Consider the following 19094-nt stretch of genomic DNA (forward strand, 5'->3'; position numbering starts at 1 on the left):
CGCCGACTGGCGAGACGGCTTGACGGACAAGCGCGACTCGCCGCGGCCCTGTCGGCCGGACGGAGGCGGTCAGACCCGGCGCAGCAGCAGGACGATACAAGAATGGAGGAGGATCAGATGAAGGCGATACAGATCAGTTTGCTTCAGGAAGGAACGCCAACGATTTCGTTGGCGGACGTGCCTAAGCCGGTGGTCGAGCATCCGCAAGAAGCGGTCGTGCGTGTGCTGGCCGTTGGGCTGGACGGGACGGACCGGGAAATTTTGCAGCAGCATTACGGCGTTCCGCCGGAGGGTGAGGATGCGCTGATTACCGGGCATGAGTCGCTGGGCGTCGTCGTCGAGGCCGGAGCGGACTGCGGGCTTTCGCCCGGCGATCTGGTGACGGCGCTGGTGCGCCGTCCGTGCAAGGAGCAGTCGTGCGTCAACTGCCGCAACGGCCATGCCGACTTCTGCCAGACGGGCCGTTATACCGAGCGCGGCATTCGCGGCGCCAACGGCTTCCTGACCGAGTATTACAAGGAGGAAGGGCGCTACCTGATCCCGATTCCTTCCGATTTGCTCGAAGTCGGCATGCTGGCCGAGCCCCAGAGCATCGTCGAAAAGGTGTGGGATCAAGTGCAGCGCGTCCAGCAGCGCCTGATCTGGGAGCCGCGCACGGCGCTGGTGCTTGGCTCCGGGCCGCTCGGGCTGCTGGCTGCGGCGACGTGCCGGCTGCTCGGTCTGGAGACGCACGTCTGGTCGATGTCGCCAGCGGACAGCTTGGCGGCGCAGCTCGTGCGCGACTGCGGAGCCGAGTACCGGCAGGCGCCGGGCGCCGCAGCCGCAGACGCAGGCGGGGCAGCTGGCGCATCCGGCGGCGCGGCGTCGCCAGCGGGCGGCAGCGCGGCGGACGGCGCCGGGGAGGCCGGCGAAATCGCTGCCAGCGCGGTGCCCGCCAAGGGCGCGGGCGGCAAGGAGCAGGCGTCGGCTGCAGCAGCGCCGCAGTCCCCGCCAGCGAAGGGCGCCGCCCCGTCGGGCAGCGGCTCCGGCGCAGCTCTCGGCTCCGGCCTGAGCGCCTACGTCGATTCGCTGGGCCGGCCGGTCGATCTGATTTTCGAATGCACGGGCTACAGTCCGCTGGCCTTCGAAGCGATGGGAGCGCTTGGTCCGAACGGCGTGCTGGCGCTGCTCGGGGTCACGCCGGCCGACCGCAAGCTGGAGATTCCGTCCGATGCGCTGAATCAGGAAATTGTGCTCGAAAATAAATGCGTGCTGGGCTCGGTGAATGCATCGCGCAAGGATTTCGAGACCGGCCTGTACCGGCTCGGCGAGATGCAGCGCCGCTATCCCGAGCTGCTGGCCGGGCTGATCACCAACCGGCTAAAGCTGGAGGACGTGCCGCAGCTGGATTTTGCGCAAATTCCGATCAAAGCCGTTGTCGACGTTGTGCCCCAGGCGCAGTGGGCCGATATGGTGAAGCCGTCCACCGAGCCGGCGTACAGCTTTTCTGTCTAAGCCGGTGCCAGCCCGGATCTGAGCTGGCTTGCCTGCAGTTGCCGCTGTACATCGGATCAGAACCCTGCGGGGTTCTTTTTTATCGGCTGAATGATGGCGCTTTCAAAGTGGAAATAGACTTCCCGTCGAACTTTTTTTATAATGGGAAAAGAAAACGTCGATGGAAGTATGTTGTTCCATAAAAAAGGAGGCTTGGGAACGCAATGACAGGCTGGAGGCTCTGGATGAAAAACAACGGCATGCACGTTTCCTGGATGCTGGCGCTGGTCGCGACGCTCGGCAGCTTGTATTTTTCCGAAATCATGAATTTTCTGCCGTGCAAGCTGTGCTGGTATCAACGGATTTTGATGTATCCGCTCGTCGTGATTCTGGGCATCGCTTCGGTGCGCAAGGATTACAAGCTGACGATTTACGTGCTGCCGCTGACGATCTGGGGCGCTTGTATTTCGATTTACCACGTGCTGCTGCAGGAGGGCGTGTTTCATGAAGCCGCGACGGCTTGCGGTCCGGTGCCGTGCGACGTTGATTACCTGAACTGGCTCGGCTTTATCACGATTCCGATGCTGGCGGGTACCGCGTTTATTTTGATCACGATTGTGCAGTGGATGACCTGGCGCGCGACTCGCGTTTAAACGGGTCAAGCCTTGCGTGTTACGTTTTTTGTTTGTCAAGCAGCGACCGCTGCCGGCTCAGCCGGGCGGTCGTTTTTTGTCGTTGACGGAGGGGCGAAGCTACCGGAAATTTGTCGAATGTGAACGACGAACTGGCTGATGCGGCAGGTTTTTGTCTATGCCTGTCGAATAAGAAAAGGGATTGCCAAATTCCGTAAGCGAGAGGTGTCCCGATGGATAGACGACGTTCTCTTACCGCCCCGCTGCTTCTAGTCATGCTGAGCGCAACGCTGGCCGGCTGTGCCGGGCAGGGGCCGACCGCCGCTTCAGGCAGCTCCGGCGCTGCGACTGCAACCCCGCCGACGCCGACGGCTACGGTCGTTCCGACCCCTGTGCCTACAGCCACGCCCACGCCTGAGCCGACCGCTACGCCAACGGCTACGCCCTCGCCAACTCCGACGGTGAAGCCCACGGTCAAACCCGCGGCCAAAGGCGAGCTTGCTCCGCTTTCCTGGTATTATATGAAAAAGAAAACCGGGCAAGTGCCTGATTTTCCCCGAGATACGAAGTCGTTTACGCCGGATATGAAGGCTGTCTGGGTCGGCACCGGCAAAAAGGTCTATTTGACGATCGATGCGGGCGGCCCGCTGATCGACGTCGATTTGATGCTCAAGTCGCTCAAGGATAACGACGTCAAGGCGAATTTTTTTATCTCCGGCAACAATATCAAAAACAATCCCGACTACTTGAAGCGGCTCGTCGCCGACGGGCATTTGATCGCCAATCATACGATGACGCACAAGGATTTCAACGAGCTGACCGACGAGCAGATTTTGCAGGAAATCAGCGGCTTCGAGCAGCTGTACAAGCAGATTACCGGCCAGGAGGTCGTGAAGTTTTTCCGCTTTCCGTACGGTCATTACAACATGCACAATTTGCAGCTCGTGTCCTCGCTTGGCTACACGTCCGTGTTCTGGTCGACAGCGATGCGGGACTGGGAGCCGCGCAAGAACGGCGCAGACGATCCGTATAACGATATTATGAACAATTTGCACGACGGCAACGTCATTTTAATGCACCAGGGCTCGAAGGAAAATATGGAAGCGCTTGATCGTATTTTGAAGGATGTGAAAGCGAAGGGCTACGAGTTCGGGCTGGTGAGCGAGCTGCAGGGATAGCGGCGAAAAGGCGAGGCTTGGCCTGCAAGCGGCTGCAAAGCCCGCAGGGCCGGCACGACTGCCTTCCGCCAAGCTTTTAGGGTGGGAATATGCGCCGAAATCTGATAAGATTACCTAGGTACGTTTCGGCTTGTACGTTCATATTCTAACGATGTGGCTCCACCTATTAACCGGCAAAGGAAGCGTATATTTGTGCAGCAAGCGATAGCTATTCTCGACTCCGGCGTCGGAGGATTAACGGTAGTAAAAGAAGTGATGCGTCAGCTTCCGCAGGAGAAAGTGATTTATTTCGGCGATACCGCGCGCAGTCCCTACGGACCGCGGCCAGCCGACGAGGTGCGAACCTTTACCAAGCAAATTGTCGACTATTTGATTCAATTCAATCCGAAAATGATTGTGATTGCCTGCAACACGGCAACTGCCGTAGCTATAGACGAAATTCGCGCCAGCGTATCGGTGCCCGTACTCGGGGTAATTTCGCCGGGCGCGCGCGCGGCGATCAAGACGACGCGCAGCGGCGTCGTCGGCGTTATCGGCACCGAAGGGACCATTCGCAGCAAAGCGTATGAGCAGGCGCTGCGCACTATTTCGCCGAACATTCAGGTGTACAGCGAATCGTGCCCGTTGCTGGCCCCGTTTGTGGAAAAGGGGCTGTTCCAGGGAGACGAGGCGTTCCATGTCGTGGAGCAGTCGTTGCGTCCGCTGTATGGCAAGCCCATCGACTGTCTGATTCTCGGCTGCACGCATTATCCGTTCCTGACTCCGGTCATCTCGCGGGTGATGGGACCGGACGTGACGCTGATTTCTTCGGCGGACGAGACGGCGCGGGAAATCAGCACGATTCTGTATCATCGCGGCATGCTGGCGGCTTCCGGCGTGACGCCGATTCACCAGTTTTTTTGCAGCGGCGAGCCGGAGCTGTTCAAGCGGATCGCGCAGACCTGGCTGCGCGAGCAAATTTCCATTACGCCGGTGGTGTGGCAGGTGCCGAACATCATTTGAGCGGCGGGCTGGCCGGACATAGCCGGACGTTTCCTTACGGGGAGCGTCCGGCTTTTTTGCTTTGGCGAGTCGGCCGCGCATGAACAGCTTTGACGCCGCATATGCATAAAGGTGCGCAAGCTGACTGACAGCGGAGAGAAAGGAGACGAGGCAGATGACGGCATACACGTATGAGCGGTTGTGTGCGGAAATGCGACGTTTGGCGCTGAGGTATCCGTTTTTGGGCTTTCACACGATCGGCAGCAGCGTGCTGGGCAAGCCGATCCCGGCCATCCGGCTTGGCACGGGAGCCGTGCCGGTCCATATCAATGCGGCGTGCCACGCCAATGAGTGGATAACGACGCCGCTTTCGATGCGTTTTCTGGAGGAGGCGTCGCAGGCTTATGCGTCAGGCGTGATATGGCGCGGCCGCGCGTTGCGCGAGGTGCTGGCCGATGTGACGCTGTGGCTCGTACCGATGGTCAATCCGGACGGTGTCGATTTGGTCCAGCGCGGCGCTTGGCCCGGGCAGCCCTACAGCGAGCAGCTGCTGATCTGGAACGGCGGCTCGGAGGATTTTCGCAGCTGGAAGGCGAATGTGCGCGGCGTTGATTTGAACGACCAGTTTCCGGCACACTGGGAGGAGGAACAGGCGCGACGCGGGCGCGAAGGGCCGGGCGAACGCGATTACGGCGGCGAAGCACCGCTGTCCGAGCCGGAGGCGTTGGCGCTGTTTCGGCTGACAGAGGCGCTGGATTTTGAACTGGTAGTTTCGCTGCACACGCAGGGGCAGGAAATTTACTGGAATTACCGCGATTGCGAGCCCCCGGATGCCGAAATTAGCGCCGAGCGACTGGCCCAAGCAAGCGGTTATGCCGCGGTCAAGCTCAGCGGCAGCGATGCCGGGTACAAGGACTGGTTTATTCAGCAGTTCCGGCGTCCGGGATTTACGGTTGAGGTCGGCTTGGGCGAGAATCCGCTGCCGTTCTCTGAGCTGCCTGTTTATTATGAAGAGCTGGCTCCGCTGCTGCTGGAGGCGCTTGACATAGGCCGGGAGCGGGCCGGCAGGCGCGCTGGGACGCAGCTGCGCCGCGACTGACAAGCTGCTGCAAGTCGGCCAGGCCGGCTGCGAACCGATTCGTCCACTCCTCATATATTGGGTATGAAGGAGGAGTGGAGATGGCCGGTAAAGGAAAAGGAAGCAAGTCCAAGCTGAAAAAGGACATTTCTTCGTCCCGCCCGCAGTATGCCATGCGGATCGTCGAATCGGCGACCTGCGCCGCCTGCACCCAGATGTGCTCGCGGGGACAGCGCTATCTGGAGGCGATGTCGCAGCCGGGAGCCGTCGGCAAGGGCGTCCCTTGTATTTTGACGAAAAAACGGATCAACTGATCTGAAATTGAACACGAGCGCCGGATGCCGCGTCTATATGCGTAAGAGGTGAAAGCGATGAAGCTTCGATCCCATCTGCGCAAGGGCATCCTTTTTTTATGGCTTGCGGCTGGCATTGGCGCGTTGACGGTCTGGACGGTTAGCAGCGGAATCAGCCGCGGCATGGCTCCCTATATCGTCTCTGCCGGACAAGCGCCTGTAGCCGATGCGATTCTCGTGCTCGGCGCTTATGTCCGGCCGAACGGCGAGCCTTCCGGCATGCTGGCGGACAGGCTGGAGACGGCGCTGCAGCTGTATGAGGCCGGGGCAGCGCCGAAAATTCTCGTCAGCGGCGACCACGGCCGCAAGGAGTATGACGAAGTGAACACCATGCGCGAATATTTGGAGCAGCGCGGCGTGCCGTCCGCGAGCATTTTTATGGATCACGCCGGCTTCAGCACTTATGAGAGCATGTACCGCGCCCGCGACATTTTTCAGGTGCGCGAGGTCACCGTGGTGACGCAGGGCTACCACCTGCCACGGGCTTTGTTTGCGGCCCGGCAGCTTGGTCTGAACGCGCACGGCGTAGCCGCCGATCTTCACCGCTATGGCGGGATGCCCCGCTTCGAAGCGCGCGAAGTCGTCGCCCGTGCCAAGGATGCGCTGTATGCCGGTGTGCTGCGGCCCAAGCCGACCTTTCTCGGCCGCGAAATTCCGATTACCGGCGACGGGCGGGCCACGCATGACCGCTAGCGAACGGCACATAGCGGCGCGGCAAGCGCAAAAAAACGTCAGAGAGCTCAGCTCCCTGACGTTTTTTTTGAATGGCTTGCGCGACCTTACAGCATTTCCGGCTCGCGCTTCAGCAGCTCGGCGGTCGTGCCGTCGTCGGATTTTTTCATCCGTTCCTTGCCCATGAACAGACCGGCCACCAGACCGATCAAGACGAAGACGATGCCGCTGGCAAAAACAATCGTCACCGAGTGAGCCAGCACACCGCGTACACCGGCGAGCAGCTCAGGCGGCATTTGTGCCCGGGCATCGGCGTTCAGCAGCATTTGCGGATTGGCGAATTTGCCGAGCACCTCGGCAGGAATTTGCGGCAGCTTGCCAGCCAGCTCCTGCAAGCCGCCGTTCATTTTGCTGGTCATCAGCGCACCCATGACAGATACGCCCAGCGTCGCGCCGATCGAGCGGAAGAACTGCGTCGACGATGTAGCTACACCGCGCTGCTCGCGAGGTACGGCGCTTTGCGCAGCGATGGTCAGGACCGGCATCAACGCCCCCATGCCAAGACCTGTAATGATCATGTAGAAGACGACGGTCATGTTGGTCGTATCAACGGTCATTTGCGACATCAGTACAAAGCCAAGTGTCATAATGAGCATGGATACGGTAATGATAACGCGGTAAGGCAGCTTCGTAATCAAACGGCCGCCAACGATGCTCGAAGCGATCAGCGACAGCATCAAGGGGGTCAGGATATAGCCTGCTTTCGACGCAGATTCGCCGATAACGCCTTGCACAAACAGCGGGATGTACGTAATCGCGCCGAACATGCCAATGCCCATAAAGAAGCCGACCACACTCGAGACGGAAATAGCCCGTTTTTTGAACAGAAACAGCGGAATGATCGGTTCCTTGACCTTGGATTCAATCCAGATGAATGCAGCGATCAGCACGGCTGCTGCCGAGAACAGCCCGATAATTTGTGGCGAAGCCCAAGCGTAATGCGTCCCTGCGCCGGTTTCATCACCGCCGCCAAGTACCAATGCAAGCAGCAGGGAAACGATGGCGCCGGATAGGACAATCGCACCGCCCCAGTCGACGGAACGCTTCTCGGTGCTTTTTGTTTCTTTCAGCGAAGCGGCGAGAATAATCGCGCCGACAATGCCAAACGGCAGGTTGACATAGAAAATCCAGTGCCAGTTCAAGTGATCGACGAGGAAGCCGCCGACAGCCGGTCCAACAACACTGGAAAGGCCGAACACGGCGCCGAATACGCCTTGCATTTTACCGCGGCGCTCCGGCGGGAAGATATCGCCGATAATCGTCATCGCGACCGGCATCAGCGCGCCTGCGCCGATCCCTTGAATCGCGCGGAAGACGATCAGCTCGGTCATGTTTTGCGACAGGCCGCACAACGCCGAACCGACGAGGAAAAAGCCCATACCGATCAAATAAATCAGCCTGCGGCCGTACAAGTCGGCCAGCTTGCCGAAAATCGGCACTGATGTCGTCGAAGTCAGCATGTAGATCGAGAATACCCAGCTATACAGCGAAAGTCCGTGCAAATCTGAAATGACGGTCGGCATCGCCGTTGATACGATCGTTTGATCAAGCGATGAGAGCAAGAGGCCCAGCATCAATCCGACGACGATCCATCGGAGCTGCTTAGGCGAAATCGCAGTTTGGTTCATAGTTTCTTTCCACTCCTTGTCTTTGGGGTGCGCTCGGGAGCGCAAGCCGGCTTTACAACAAGCTGTTCAGCTTGCGGAACGAGTCCAGCATCGTTTGCAAATCGTCTTTTTCCATTTGTCCAAAAATTTCAGCGAGCCGCTGCAGCCGGTCCTGCTTCAGCTTCTCGGCGACCTCGCGCCCTTGGTCCGTCAGCGTAAACTGTACGACGCGCCGGTCCTCTTCGGAGCGGGTGCGATGGATCAGCCCGTATTCCACCAGTTTGTCGGAGAGCCCGGTAACCGCGCCGGACGTGACGCCAAGCTTGGCGACGATGTCCGAAGCCGTGCACATTTGATGCTGATACACGTTCATCAGTAAAAACACGTGACCTGTGGAAAGCGGGTGCTCAAATTGCGGCATCACCATGCGATCCTTAATTTTCTTGCCCAACTGCTCCAGCAAGCCAAGCAGCTCCTGCATCGTTTCCTTGTTGTCCGGATGGGACGGCACAGGAACACCTCCTTCTTTTAAGAGTAGAAATACTTAGTGACAGAATATCTTAGTGACTAAAATAATGAATGAGTTAAATATACGCCTGCTGCTGGAAGAAGTCAATATTCAATTTTATAAAAAAGCGAGATGAATCCTGCACAAAACGGGTATATAATGAAAGAAGACAGTCCAAGCCGACAAAAAGGAGCTGGAGCCCGATGCTGCGAAAAATATGGAGTTTGCGCTACTGGAAGCATGTCCTGACGCGCGTCTGGCGTCTTCTGCGCTCGCCGCAGGTGCCGCTGGGCGCCAAGCTGCTGTTTCTGATCCCGGCTTTGCTTTATTGGGTGCTGCCCGACGTTATGCCGTTCATCCCGATTGACGATGCCGCGGTAACGATGCTGCTGGCCGTCGTGTTCTCCGAGGCGCTGGAGCGCAAATATCCCGACCGCAGCCTGGAGGCCGGCCGCAAGCAGTAACGACCCGATCCGACCGGCCCGCCGGTCAAGCAAAAGCCCATCTTCCGCAGAAGGTGGGCTTTTCGGCTGCTTATGAACGGTGTATCGAGCATTTGTTTTCAATGAAGCGGATTTGGTTGCCTACGTGGTTCAGCTGTTCCTGCTCCGCTTGCGAATGCGTGGATTTGCTTTGCAGCAGGCGCTGCTCCTCTTTAAGCGCGTGCAGGTCGGAACCGGCTAAAGCGCAGTCGTAATCGCTGTCCAGATGATCGATCATGCGCTACACCTCCTTGCAGATAGTTTAGGGTCATCTTGCGAACAGGCGTGGCTACTTCTTGCCTTTGCCGCTGTTTTTATCGGAGGTGCGATTGGTCGTGTTCTGGCTGCCGTGGCCCTGTTGTTTGTGTTCAGACATGAAATTCACTCCCCGGTGTTGTCGAATTGTGTTGAAATTCCACACAATAGTAGTATGAGGCGCTTGCGCCTTTTCGATACCCGGCAGAAAAAAACAAAAAGCCCCGCAGCGACGACAGGTCGCTTACAGGGCGGATCGGCTTGGTTTTAATGCTCGGGAAGCAGCTTGTCTTCAAGCGTTTGCTTGACTTTCTTGAGCGCTTCCGTTTCCAGCTTGTGGTTGCGCGGGAACTTGGTCCCAGCTAATGCGAGCGCTTCCTTAACCGTCATCTCGATGCGAATCACTTCTTCTCCTTGCGGAATGTGCAATGTGGAATCCATGTTCAATCACTCCCCGTTTTCCCTGAATTGGTAAGCTTGATGACACCGGCTTGCGTCTATGATCTTTGCTTCGATTGAGTGAAAAATCCTTGATTTGTCACACTTTTAATATAACACATCATGTTAGGTATTGCAAGAGAGAGAAGGGCCTGATTTGAAAAAAATTCGCAGGAATTTTTATAAAAAAAGCCTTCGCGACAAGCGGCGTTTTGCCGTGTCGGAAGGCTTGACACAAAGCTTATGTACAAACATCGCGGCAGGAATTAGCGCGCGGTCAGATCGGACGGGTATTCCTCGATCGGCTTGCGAATCCAGCGCTGCAAATAGCCTTGATCCGAAAGCGCCTTGAGCAAAATAATGAGCACCGGCGACACAATCACCCCGGCGACGCCGAACAGCGACAGCGACACAATCATGAACGCAAGTGTGGTGAAGGCCGAAACGCCCAGCGATTCTCCTGTAATCTTGGGCTCCATAAATTGCCGCACGAGAATGACGACAATCAGCACCGCCGACAGCCAAATCGCCAGCGACGTATTGCCGACGATAAACAAATAAATAATCCACGGAATGAACAGGGTGGAGACGCCAAGCAGCGGCAGCACGTCAAAAATACCGGACAAGAGCGCAATCGAAAACGCATTGTTAACGTTCAGCAGCAGCAATGCGATGAAGATCACGACGAACGTCAACGAAATCAGCTTGGCTTGCGCCTTGACGTAGCTCAGGATGCCGCGCAGCACGTTTTCCTTCAGGAAAAAGAAGGCGGCTTTGAACGTCTTGGGCGTTTTGTCTTCGGCCAGCCGCTTCCACGATTCGATCTCGATGCTCAGGAAATAAGCAAGAATGATGCCGACAACAAAGTTGAACATGAACGTCGAGAACGAGGTCAGCGAATTCACAAGGCCGGAGAGAAAGCCGGTGAGCAGCTTGGCGGCCTTGTTCGTAAACTGTGAGGCATAGTCCTTTGACTTGTCCACGACATCGGGAGGCAGCGCCTCCAGCCTGCTTTGCAGGTCCGCGACGCGTTCGACGATCTGCTCCTGAAAGACGATCTTGTAATCGTCCGCCTTGGCGACGAGATTCATGATCTGGGAGGTGAAAATAATCCCTGCGCCAACAAGCGCGCCGAGAATAACGGTAACGAACAGCAGCACCGAAATCGCCGAAGCAATCGATTTGCGCAGGCCGCGGCGGTGAAGAAAGCGGGCGAGCGGTTCGATCATCGCATAAATAATCAGGGCGAGGAAGATCGGCGTGGCTATTTTGTACAAATAGCTGAATAGCAGCATGAACAAATAAACGGTGAGGACGATCAAAGCGATGTCAAAAGCAGTTCTCCAATATTTGCGGTAAAAGGATATCACGAATGTCCCTCCGGATTAAATGATGGTTTGATCGGTCAAAATAACCGGGCCGTCGCTCGTAATGGCGATGGTATGTTCATATTGCGCGGACAAGCTGCCGTCCACGGTGCGCGCGGTCCATCCGTCGAGATCGACGCGGGCGAAATATTTGCCGATATTGAGCATCGGTTCAATCGTAAACACCATGCCCTCCTTGAGCCGCGGGCCTTTGCCGGCCGGGCCGTAATGCGGCACCTGCGGCGCCTCGTGCATCTCCTGGCCGATCCCGTGACCGACAAAGTCGCGTACGACGGAAAAGCCCTCGGCTTCGGCATGCGCTTGAACGGCGTGGCAGACGTCGCCGAGCCGATTGCCCGCGACAGCCTGTTCAATGCCCTTGTACAGCGACTCCTTCGTGACGCGCATCAGCCTTTCGGCTTCCGGCGACACCGTGCCTACGGCGTAGGACCAGGCCGAATCGGCCAGCCAGCCGTCGAGATTCACAACCATGTCGATGGTCACGATATCGCCGTCGGCCAGCGGCTCTTTTTTCGGGAAACCGTGACAGATGACGTCGTTCACCGAGGCGCAGGTGGCGTAGGGGTAGCCGTTATAGCCTTTTTGCTCGGGCTTGGCGCCGTGGCGGAGCATGAAGCTTTCCGCGAACTGGTCGATCTCCCAGGTGGTGATTCCGGGACGGATCATCTGGGCGATTTCCCGGTGGCAGGCGGCGAGAATACGCCCGGCTTGGGCCATTTTCTCGATCTGCTCTTTCGTTTTGATAACGATCATGGCATACACTCCTCTTATGGTTTCAAGGTGTTGTCTTATCACAGCCCATTATGTCCATTTGGCTGACCAAAGCTTCATTTCTTTTAATATTTGATGCAGATCCTGACCTTTCGGTGTCAGTGAATACTCGACGGTTACCGGCACAGTCGGATATGCCGTGCGCTCCAGAACGCCGTGCTCTTCCAGATGCCGCAGTGTGTCGGTCAGCGATTTCGGGCTGATGCCGCAAATTTGCCGCTGCAGCTCTCCAAAGCGCCGCGTGCCCTGAAACAGCTCGCGCAGCACGAGAAACGCCCATTTGCCGCCGATGACTTCGAGCGTGCGTTCAATGGAGCATTCGATCACCTTAGGTTCCTTGGGCACGTAGTTGCTGAGCGGAGCGACCTTCTCGTTTTCCAGCGTAGACATTCGGTTTATCCTCTCCTTTGGCGGTTGCTTTCGTTTTGAAAGTAAGTATCTCATGTGTAATAAGTAGAGAAATCGTTTACTGCTTTCCATTTTAAATAGCGGGCGGAAAAATGGCAATAGCGGTCCGGGTTGATTTCGCTTCATGGATTCTTTACAATAAGAAATAAAAAAAGTTCCAGGAGATGTCGACTAATGAAGGTGAAAATTTCCCGCAATGCCGCAAAAATGCTCAAAATGGAGCTTGAAAAGGAAGAAAACCAAGGTCTGATCGTGCGCGTTCAAGTGACGCAGCAGCACGGCGACCACGCCCACTACGGTCTCGGACTTGACGACCGCAATGACAACGACGTTCTTGTGACGACGGACAAAGGCATCGATGTGCTGCTCGACCAAAACGAGCCGATGCTCGACGGCATCCGCATCGACTACTTCTATTTACCGCAAGAAGGCTACGTGATTACGAACCCGAGCAAGGGGTATCACGGGGATCACTAATGGCCAATGATATTCGCATTTGCGACAAATGCAAGCATATGAAGGTGAAAACCGCTGTATCCAAGCTGGAGCGCCTCGCGCCAGGCGTCAGCGTGAAAGTCGGCTGCAAGTCGTATTGCGGCCCTTGCTCTCGTTTTGCTTTTATCTACATTAACGGCCGCTACATCACCGGGGCAACCGAAGATGAGGCCATCGAAAAAGCGCGTAAATATGTGAAGTAGAGAAACGCTCCCGGCGACGGGGGCGTTTTTTTGCGCAGGCAGGGACGCGGGCGCGTCCGGGGCGTTGTGCATGGGACGCGTACCGTGTGTTGTGTGCCGCGTACCGCGTGCTGTGTGGCGCGTGCCGCGTGCCGTGTGGCGCGTATCGCGTGTTGTGTACCGCGTGCTGCGTGCCGTGCGGCGCGTACTGCGTAGCCGCGTTCCGCGCAACTGCGCCATCGCGGCCGCTCGCTGCTTTTACAAAAGCTTCAAACCGCGCTGATCTTGCCGAAACAAAGCCCCGGTAAGCTGAAGGAGTGAAATCATTCTTGCCATAACGGAGGGAATTCGGATGAAACGATGGTTGGGCAACAAACGCGTGCTGCTGGCCGCGGCTGCAATATGGACCGTAACCGGCGCGCAGCTGGCGTTTGCTGAAGGTGATCAGGCTGCTCTGCAGGCGGCGGCTGTACAATTCAACATTATCTCGCAGGGTAAGGCGTTGTCACTGGACAAGGACCCTGTCGTCATCGACGGCAGCACCTATGTGCCGCTGCGGGCGATTGGCGAAGCGCTTGGCAAGCAGGTGGAATGGAATGAGTGGAACCAGTCGATCACCCTCAAGGATGTGCCGCAAATCAGCGCGACTTACGAGTGGAAGAATGCGCCCGAGCTGGGCAAGGGCATTCAGGAGGGCGGATTCTCGGGGCTGGTGCATCTGCCGGGCGATCCGGCCGATACGTTCTACTCGCTGGGCGACCGCGGACCGAACGGCGAAGTGGGCAAGGACAAGCTGCGGACGTTCCCGATTGATGGCTACAATCCGCGTCTGTATAAATTCAAGGTGAGCGACGGCGGGATTCAAATTCTGGATACGATCAAGCTGCAGCTCCCTGTGGGCAAAACAGACGCCGTTACCGGAAGTCGTCTGATTACGGGCTTGCCGAATCTGGTCGGTCCGGACGAGGTGCCGTTTGACGAAAAAGGCGCGGTCAAGCTCGGCTATGACCCCGACGGCCTTGACCCGGAGGGCATTGCGTACAGCCCATCCGACGATACGTTCTGGATCTCGGAGGAATATCGTCCTTCGATCCTGCAGGTGAAGCGCGACGGCACGATTCTCGGCCGTTACGTGCCCAAAGGCGCGAAAGCGAAGCTGGTTGCTGCTGGCGCGCAAACGGAGATTTACGAGACGCTGCCCGAAATCTACAATTCGCGCATTTCCAACCGCGGTCTGGAAGGCGTGACGATTTCGCAGGACGGCAAGTTTTTGTACACCTCGATTCAAAGCCCAATGGCCAATCCGGATAAAAAAACCGGCGAAGCCTCGCGCAACCTGCGAATTTTGAAAATGGACCTGACGACCAAGCAGATCATCGGCGAATACGTGTACGTGGCGGAGAACGCCGCGATGTTCCGGAACGTCAAGCAAAAGGACGTCGTGATCAGCGATCTGTCCGCGCTGTCGGACGATGTGATGCTGATTGACGAGCGCGACAAAAACGCCGGCGCCGACGCCCAGCTCAAGCGCATCTACAAGGCGGACTTCTCGCAAGCTTCCAATTTGCTCGGCACCCCGGTCAGCCTTGGCCTGGAAGCGATGACCGTCCAGCAGCTGCGAGACCACGGCATCGTGCCGGTAGGCAAGGAGCTTGTCGCCGATATCGCCAAGCTTGGTTATCCGTATGAGAAAATCGAAGGCTTGGCCGTGACCGACGCGCACACGATCGCCATCGTCAATGACAACGACTTCGGCGTCAGCTACGACGACGCGGGCAAGCTGTCGCTGACGGGCGTACCGACACAGCTCATGCTCATCAAGGTGAGCGAGAGCTTGAAATAGACCAACCGCCGCCGGACATCCGGGCGGCGGCGCAAACCAGGCAAAGGCGGCTTCCTGCTCCCCCGAATACGGGGAAGGGAAGCCGCCTTTGCCGTTGCTGTCGTGCCGCGCGGCACGACAGCCGGGGGAGCCGGCGTTGCGCCAGGCTCCCGAAACGCGGCCGGCCCGGTGAGGCCGGCCAAGCCAACGCTGCCCTCAGCGCGCCGCGCCGCCGCCGACGATGTCGGCGAGCGCCGCTTCCAGCTGCGGGTAGCGGAACTCGAACCCGTGCTCAAGCAACGCACGGGGCAGCACGCGCTGGCCTTCCAGCAGCAGGATGGCCAGCTCGCCAAAGGCCAGCCGCATGACCCAGGCTGGCACGGGAAACAGGTTCGGCCGGCGCATCGCTTTGGCGAGCGCCGCGCCGAACGCGGCATTCGTGACCGGATGCGGTGCGGTCGCGTTAACAGCGCCTGCCATATCGTCATGCTGCAGGCAAAAATCGATCAGCCGCACCATGTCGGCGATATGAATCCACGACAGCCATTGTCGTCCGCTGCCGACCCGGCCTCCGACGCCGAGCTTATACGGCAGCGCCATTTTGGGAAACGCGCCTTCCCGGCCGTCGAGCACCAGCCCGACGCGGATTTTGACCAATCGATCGACCGGAATCCGGTCGGCGGCGCGCTCCCACTCCTCGACGACGGAGGCGAGGAAGTCCGTGATTCGCGGCGGGCTTGTTTCGTCAAAGCTTTGCGTCTCCGACGTTCCGTAGATTGACATGCCGGAAGCGTTAAGGACAACGCGCGGCTTGACGGCAAGCCGTTCGACCAGCTCGGCGACACGCCGGGCGGCGTCCAGCCGCGATTCGAGGATGACGCGCTTGGCCTCCGCCGTCCAGCGTTTGTTAATGGACGAGCCGGCCAAATTGACGATGGCCTCAACGCCGTCCAGCAGCTCCGGCTGCTCGTGCAGCTGCGCCCAGGTCAGCACGTCCGATTCTTGCGCGCGGCCCGGATGGCGCGACACGATCACGACCCGATGGCCGGCCGCGCGCCAAAAGTCAGCCAAATGCCCCCCGATGAAGCCTGTTCCTCCGGTAATAGCAATAAGCATACGATCCCTCCTCATAGTTTCCATTATAGCGAATTTGCACGATTTTCCAACGGCCGCCCAGTTTGCCCGCCAGCAAAGGCCATCGTCCGTCGCGGCATCGGCGCAGCCGCGTGTGCCGTAGCCGTCCGCCCGCTCTGCCCATCAGCATAAGCCGTCGTCCGTCGCGGCATCGGCGCAGCCGCGTGTGCCGAAGCCGTCCGCGCGCTCTGCCCGCCAGCAAAGGCCGTCGTCCGTCTCGGCATCGGCGCAGCCGCGTGTGCCGAAGCCGTCCGCGCGCTCTGCCCGTCAGCATAAGCCGTCGTCCGTCGCGGCATCGGCGCAGCCGCGTGTGCCGAAGCCGTCCGCCCGCTCTGCCCGCCAGCAAAGGCCGTCGTCCGTCGCGGCATCGGCGCAGCCGCGTGCCGAAACCGTCCGCCTGCCGTATCCCGTCGCCAGCTCAGGGCTCCGCTACCGTGGTCCCGCTGCTTCCGCTGCCTTGGGCGCAATTCGTCCCTTCGGGGGATTTTTGTGCCGCAGTTGACGATTTAACGGCCAAAGGCGTGTCGAAAAACGCATCATTTTGGAAAAATAGTCCCAACTACCTAGGGCTTTTCTGAAAAATAGTTACGATAGGGTATTCGATTTGCCGGAAACTTCACTTATCCTTGTAGGTAGCAACAGATCAAGCTGTTGCGGTATCGAACATTTCTCGATAAAGGCAAACCTGGCGAAAGCCAGCGACGCAAAGCTACAGGGGCTTACGATCCCGCCTGCGGGACGCCGGTTGCCAGCCAGCTGCCGAAGGACAGGTTGCGCTCAGCGAATGCGAGCCCCTACCGTCGGATCTCGAGGTAGGGCTTTTGATATGAAACTCGGCAGTCCATCAAACATTACAAAGGGGGACATTTCAGGCATGCAGCCAGAATGGACGCACAATGAAGAAGCGGTGCTTACGTCAATGAACGGCAGCCAGATCCGGCTCATTCCGTCAAGCGACGGGCCGAAGCTGCTGATTGACCGGGAGGAGTATTTGCTGAAGGAATCGTGCTGGGACGTGGAGATGTTTCACGGGCGCAGCAGCAGCATTCTGATTTTTTACTGGAAGGGCGAAGTGAAGCTGTCTGTCAAAATCCCGCCGCTGTCGCAGGTGGATGCCTTTTTGACCCGATTGTTCCAATGTCTGACCTTTAAAGCAAGAGCGGTATTGGCTTGAAGCAAAGCGGCCAAAGCCGCTTTTTTGTTGCCGAAAATCGGACATCCGGTGCGGATTTGCCGTGGGCCGTCGCCGGACAGGCTCCAAACCTCCCTCAAGCGCATAAAATAAAGGAAACGTCATGCTGCCGCTGCGAGAAGGAGGGGGACCGGGATTGTTTGTCATTTGCGTAAAAAGCGTTGTCGGACTCCGGCAGGAGCGATATAATAATGATGAATACATAGCAAGTAGTTCTTGGGAACTATCGGGAGGAGTACATAGATGAGATTGATTACACGTTCGGATTTTGACGGTCTGGTCTGCGCCATGCTGTTCAAAAAGCTCAATATGGTGGACGAAATGAAATTCGTGCATCCGAAGGATATGCAGGACGGCTTGATCGAAGTGAATGAAAACGACATTCTCGCCAATGTGCCATACGTTCCCGGCTGCGGCCTCTGGTTCGACCATCATTCCAGCGAGCTGGAGCGCATGGGCGAGAAGGTGGAGTTCAAGGGCGAGACGCGCATGGCGCCAAGCGCCGCCCGCGTCGTGTACGACTATTACGGCGGCAAAGCCGTTTTTGGCGATATTGACGACATTATGCGCGGGGTGGACAAAGCCGATGCGGCGCAGTTCAGCAAGGAAGATATTTTGAATCCGCAGGGTTGGGATTTGCTCTCGTTCATCATGGATGCGCGTACGGGCCTTGGCCGCTACCGCGATTACAATATCAGCAATTATCAACTGATGGAGCAGCTGGTGGATCACTGCGCAACGATGAGCGTGGACGAGATCATGCAGCTGCCGGACGTGAAGCAGCGCGTCGACCGCTATTTTGAGCTGGATGCGCAGTACCGCGAGATGCTGCAGAAATATACGCGCACGGAAGGCAATGTCATTATTACCGATCTGCGCGATGTGGAGACGATTTATCCGGGCAACCGCTTTATGGTGTACGCGCTGAACCCGGAACAGAACATCTCGATCTGGATCGTCGACGGCCGCAATAAGCAAAATTGTGTATTCGCTTGCGGACACAGCATCGTGAACCGTACATCGAAGACAAACGTTGGCGCGTTGATGCTCAAAAACGGCGGTGGCGGCCATCATGCCGCCGGTACGTGTCAGGTCCCTTACGAGCAGGCGGAAGCGGTACTGCAGGAGCTTGTGGCCACGATGAGACAGGACGGATAAGATCAGCTTGGACATCGCAGGGGCTTCCTGAAGAGGCCGCAAATGCTGCAGCGTACTGATGGGGTGCGCTCAGTGTTTGCGGCTTTTTGGCTTGACCGACTTGACGTTGTGCGCGATAGCGGTCTTGCGCGGCGGGAAGTTGAACAGCAAGGAATGAATGAAGATGAGGTGAGCGGCATGAAGGAGCAGCGGACACAGAGGCAGCAGCGGGGGGACGCAGACAAGTCGGCGGAGCAGCAGGTGCGTTTGAGCGAGCAGGCGGCGTCCGTGCCAGGCGGGCTGCTGCAGCTTCAGCGGACGCTGGGCAATCGAGCATTTGGACGGTGGCTGGGCGGCACGCTTGTGCAAAGAGGCAGCAAGCCTGGGAAGGAAGCGGAGAGCCCGGCCGACAAGCTGCCGCCGGTCGATCCGGACTTGAACATCATTTGCTGGAGATCGGTCGGCAAATACAAATATTTTCAGGGCGATTTCACCCGAGAGCAATACGAGCAATTTGAATGGGGCTACAAGGATGGAAGCGATGCGGCGAAAGCGATGCTCGTCAACGATGGCGATACGGAGGTCACCGATCCCGGCTCGATTCCGGACGGCGCGGCGGTCGGCTTGTACCGGGCCAAAGCTTCAAGCGACGGCTATACGCTGGCGCATGTGATGGTGGCCAAGGGCGGCGGTATTTGTCTGGGCAGCAACAATGGTTGTATTGGCGGCACTGCCAACTGGTCGGAGTACGATTTGGGCAAGCAGTTTGACTGGAAAAGCGGTCAGCCTACGCTGCAAATTGGCGATTTCACGCAAAAATGGAAAATCTATTACCGATTGTAACGAGC

22 protein-coding genes and 1 riboswitch are annotated in these 19094 nt (G+C 57.8%); of the genes, 14 read left to right on the forward strand and 8 right to left on the reverse strand.

Features of this window, described 5'->3' with window-relative positions:
* The first annotated feature begins 117 nt into the window (after positions 1-117).
* The 7 genes from B5M42_RS09105 (at position 118) to B5M42_RS09135 (ending at position 6388) form a co-directional block, all read left to right on the forward strand.
* A complete protein-coding gene (locus B5M42_RS09105; protein WP_230632819.1) occupies positions 118-1494 on the forward strand; it encodes a glucose 1-dehydrogenase in 1377 nt (458 codons plus the stop codon).
* Between the two features lie 203 nt (positions 1495-1697).
* A complete protein-coding gene (locus B5M42_RS09110; RefSeq protein ID WP_134749336.1) occupies positions 1698-2126 on the forward strand; it encodes a disulfide oxidoreductase in 429 nt (142 codons plus the stop codon).
* A 212-nt stretch (positions 2127-2338) separates the two neighbouring features.
* On the forward strand, positions 2339-3283 hold the full coding sequence (locus B5M42_RS09115) for a polysaccharide deacetylase family protein (protein WP_134749339.1): 945 nt from the start codon (positions 2339-2341) through the stop codon (positions 3281-3283).
* Positions 3284-3475: 192 nt separating this feature from the next.
* Positions 3476-4285: a glutamate racemase gene (gene racE, locus B5M42_RS09120; RefSeq protein WP_134749341.1), complete on the forward strand. Its 810-nt coding sequence runs from the start codon at positions 3476-3478 to the stop codon at positions 4283-4285.
* 154 nt (positions 4286-4439) lie between these two features.
* Positions 4440-5363, forward strand: coding sequence for a M14 family metallopeptidase (locus B5M42_RS09125; protein WP_134749344.1), 924 nt, complete (start codon positions 4440-4442; stop codon positions 5361-5363).
* Positions 5364-5443: 80 nt separating this feature from the next.
* Positions 5444-5656 carry a hypothetical protein gene (locus B5M42_RS09130; protein ID WP_134749348.1) on the forward strand — a complete coding sequence of 71 codons (213 nt, stop codon included), beginning with the start codon at positions 5444-5446 and terminating at the stop codon, positions 5654-5656.
* Between the two features lie 57 nt (positions 5657-5713).
* Positions 5714-6388, forward strand: a complete 675-nt coding sequence (locus tag B5M42_RS09135; protein ID WP_134749350.1) for a SanA/YdcF family protein — start codon at positions 5714-5716, stop codon at positions 6386-6388.
* A gap of 86 nt (positions 6389-6474) precedes the next feature.
* On the opposite strand, the gene B5M42_RS09140 is transcribed toward B5M42_RS09135, so the two are convergent.
* Both B5M42_RS09140 and B5M42_RS09145 read right to left on the reverse strand, forming a co-directional pair.
* Complete coding sequence (locus B5M42_RS09140; protein ID WP_134749353.1) at positions 6475-8055, reverse strand: MDR family MFS transporter; 1581 nt, start codon at positions 8053-8055, stop codon at positions 6475-6477.
* A gap of 52 nt (positions 8056-8107) precedes the next feature.
* A complete protein-coding gene (locus B5M42_RS09145; RefSeq protein ID WP_134749355.1) occupies positions 8108-8545 on the reverse strand; it encodes a MarR family winged helix-turn-helix transcriptional regulator in 438 nt (145 codons plus the stop codon).
* A 200-nt stretch (positions 8546-8745) separates the two neighbouring features.
* On the opposite strand from B5M42_RS09145, the gene B5M42_RS09150 reads away from it, so the two are divergent.
* On the forward strand, positions 8746-9006 hold the full coding sequence (locus B5M42_RS09150) for a hypothetical protein (protein ID WP_209280648.1): 261 nt from the start codon (positions 8746-8748) through the stop codon (positions 9004-9006).
* 70 nt (positions 9007-9076) lie between these two features.
* Here B5M42_RS09150 and B5M42_RS09155 read toward each other — a convergent pair whose 3' ends face one another.
* The 5 genes from B5M42_RS09155 to B5M42_RS09175 all read right to left on the reverse strand — a co-directional run bounded on the left by B5M42_RS09155 (position 9077) and on the right by B5M42_RS09175 (position 12266).
* Positions 9077-9262, reverse strand: a complete 186-nt coding sequence (locus B5M42_RS09155; RefSeq protein WP_134749358.1) for a DUF2524 domain-containing protein — start codon at positions 9260-9262, stop codon at positions 9077-9079.
* Between the two features lie 284 nt (positions 9263-9546).
* Positions 9547-9720, reverse strand: coding sequence for a hypothetical protein (locus tag B5M42_RS09160; protein ID WP_167689581.1), 174 nt, complete (start codon positions 9718-9720; stop codon positions 9547-9549).
* A 263-nt stretch (positions 9721-9983) separates the two neighbouring features.
* Positions 9984-11087: a sporulation integral membrane protein YtvI gene (gene ytvI / locus B5M42_RS09165; RefSeq protein WP_134749361.1), complete on the reverse strand. Its 1104-nt coding sequence runs from the start codon at positions 11085-11087 to the stop codon at positions 9984-9986.
* A gap of 15 nt (positions 11088-11102) precedes the next feature.
* Positions 11103-11858, reverse strand: coding sequence for a type I methionyl aminopeptidase (gene map / locus B5M42_RS09170; protein ID WP_134749364.1), 756 nt, complete (start codon positions 11856-11858; stop codon positions 11103-11105).
* Positions 11859-11906: 48 nt separating this feature from the next.
* The gene (locus B5M42_RS09175; RefSeq protein ID WP_134749367.1) at positions 11907-12266 is read right to left on the reverse strand and encodes a winged helix-turn-helix transcriptional regulator; all 360 of its coding nucleotides are present in this window, start codon (positions 12264-12266) and stop codon (positions 11907-11909) included.
* A gap of 192 nt (positions 12267-12458) precedes the next feature.
* Between B5M42_RS09175 and B5M42_RS09180 the strand changes: the two genes are divergently transcribed.
* The 3 genes from B5M42_RS09180 (at position 12459) to B5M42_RS09190 (ending at position 14804) form a co-directional block, all read left to right on the forward strand.
* The gene (locus tag B5M42_RS09180) at positions 12459-12761 is read left to right on the forward strand and encodes an iron-sulfur cluster assembly accessory protein (protein ID WP_134749369.1); all 303 of its coding nucleotides are present in this window, start codon (positions 12459-12461) and stop codon (positions 12759-12761) included.
* A complete protein-coding gene (locus B5M42_RS09185; protein WP_134749371.1) occupies positions 12761-12982 on the forward strand; it encodes a DUF1450 domain-containing protein in 222 nt (73 codons plus the stop codon). The genes B5M42_RS09180 and B5M42_RS09185 overlap by 1 nt, the downstream gene beginning before the upstream one ends.
* A gap of 331 nt (positions 12983-13313) precedes the next feature.
* Positions 13314-14804 (forward strand): esterase-like activity of phytase family protein, encoded by a 1491-nt coding sequence (locus B5M42_RS09190; RefSeq protein ID WP_134749374.1) that lies wholly within the window; start codon positions 13314-13316, stop codon positions 14802-14804.
* A gap of 195 nt (positions 14805-14999) precedes the next feature.
* Here B5M42_RS09190 and B5M42_RS09195 read toward each other — a convergent pair whose 3' ends face one another.
* Complete coding sequence (locus B5M42_RS09195; RefSeq protein WP_134749376.1) at positions 15000-15899, reverse strand: TIGR01777 family oxidoreductase; 900 nt, start codon at positions 15897-15899, stop codon at positions 15000-15002.
* 686 nt (positions 15900-16585) lie between these two features.
* Positions 16586-16681: riboswitch (cyclic di-GMP riboswitch) on the forward strand.
* Positions 16682-16791: 110 nt separating this feature from the next.
* Between B5M42_RS09195 and B5M42_RS09200 the strand changes: the two genes are divergently transcribed.
* From B5M42_RS09200 to B5M42_RS09210, 3 genes are all read left to right on the forward strand, one after another.
* Complete coding sequence (locus B5M42_RS09200; RefSeq protein WP_134749379.1) at positions 16792-17091, forward strand: hypothetical protein; 300 nt, start codon at positions 16792-16794, stop codon at positions 17089-17091.
* A gap of 261 nt (positions 17092-17352) precedes the next feature.
* Complete coding sequence (locus B5M42_RS09205) at positions 17353-18267, forward strand: exopolyphosphatase (protein WP_134749382.1); 915 nt, start codon at positions 17353-17355, stop codon at positions 18265-18267.
* Positions 18268-18309: 42 nt separating this feature from the next.
* Entirely contained in the window at positions 18310-19089 is a 780-nt protein-coding gene (locus tag B5M42_RS09210) for a DinB family protein (RefSeq protein ID WP_134749385.1), read from the forward strand.
* Positions 19090-19094 lie beyond the last annotated feature (5 nt).

This window comes from Paenibacillus athensensis, assembly GCF_004514475.2.
Lineage (GTDB): Bacteria > Bacillota > Bacilli > Paenibacillales > NBRC-103111 > Paenibacillus_AL > Paenibacillus_AL athensensis.

Coding starts and splice junctions, on each gene's coding strand:
- B5M42_RS09105 (WP_230632819.1), top strand. CDS start 118: ATGAAGGCGATACAGATCAGTTTGCTTCAGGAAGGAACGCCAACGATT.
- B5M42_RS09110 (WP_134749336.1), top strand. CDS start 1,698: ATGACAGGCTGGAGGCTCTGGATGAAAAACAACGGCATGCACGTTTCC.
- B5M42_RS09115 (WP_134749339.1), top strand. CDS start 2,339: ATGGATAGACGACGTTCTCTTACCGCCCCGCTGCTTCTAGTCATGCTG.
- B5M42_RS09125 (WP_134749344.1), top strand. CDS start 4,440: ATGACGGCATACACGTATGAGCGGTTGTGTGCGGAAATGCGACGTTTG.
- B5M42_RS09130 (WP_134749348.1), top strand. CDS start 5,444: ATGGCCGGTAAAGGAAAAGGAAGCAAGTCCAAGCTGAAAAAGGACATT.
- B5M42_RS09135 (WP_134749350.1), top strand. CDS start 5,714: ATGAAGCTTCGATCCCATCTGCGCAAGGGCATCCTTTTTTTATGGCTT.
- B5M42_RS09140 (WP_134749353.1), bottom strand. CDS start 8,055: ATGAACCAAACTGCGATTTCGCCTAAGCAGCTCCGATGGATCGTCGTC.
- B5M42_RS09150 (WP_209280648.1), top strand. CDS start 8,746: ATGCTGCGAAAAATATGGAGTTTGCGCTACTGGAAGCATGTCCTGACG.
- B5M42_RS09155 (WP_134749358.1), bottom strand. CDS start 9,262: ATGATCGATCATCTGGACAGCGATTACGACTGCGCTTTAGCCGGTTCC.
- B5M42_RS09160 (WP_167689581.1), bottom strand. CDS start 9,720: ATGGATTCCACATTGCACATTCCGCAAGGAGAAGAAGTGATTCGCATC.
- map (WP_134749364.1), bottom strand. CDS start 11,858: ATGATCGTTATCAAAACGAAAGAGCAGATCGAGAAAATGGCCCAAGCC.
- B5M42_RS09175 (WP_134749367.1), bottom strand. CDS start 12,266: ATGTCTACGCTGGAAAACGAGAAGGTCGCTCCGCTCAGCAACTACGTG.
- B5M42_RS09180 (WP_134749369.1), top strand. CDS start 12,459: ATGAAGGTGAAAATTTCCCGCAATGCCGCAAAAATGCTCAAAATGGAG.
- B5M42_RS09185 (WP_134749371.1), top strand. CDS start 12,761: ATGGCCAATGATATTCGCATTTGCGACAAATGCAAGCATATGAAGGTG.
- B5M42_RS09190 (WP_134749374.1), top strand. CDS start 13,314: ATGAAACGATGGTTGGGCAACAAACGCGTGCTGCTGGCCGCGGCTGCA.
- B5M42_RS09195 (WP_134749376.1), bottom strand. CDS start 15,899: ATGCTTATTGCTATTACCGGAGGAACAGGCTTCATCGGGGGGCATTTG.
- B5M42_RS09200 (WP_134749379.1), top strand. CDS start 16,792: ATGCAGCCAGAATGGACGCACAATGAAGAAGCGGTGCTTACGTCAATG.
- B5M42_RS09205 (WP_134749382.1), top strand. CDS start 17,353: ATGAGATTGATTACACGTTCGGATTTTGACGGTCTGGTCTGCGCCATG.
- B5M42_RS09210 (WP_134749385.1), top strand. CDS start 18,310: ATGCTGCAGCGTACTGATGGGGTGCGCTCAGTGTTTGCGGCTTTTTGG.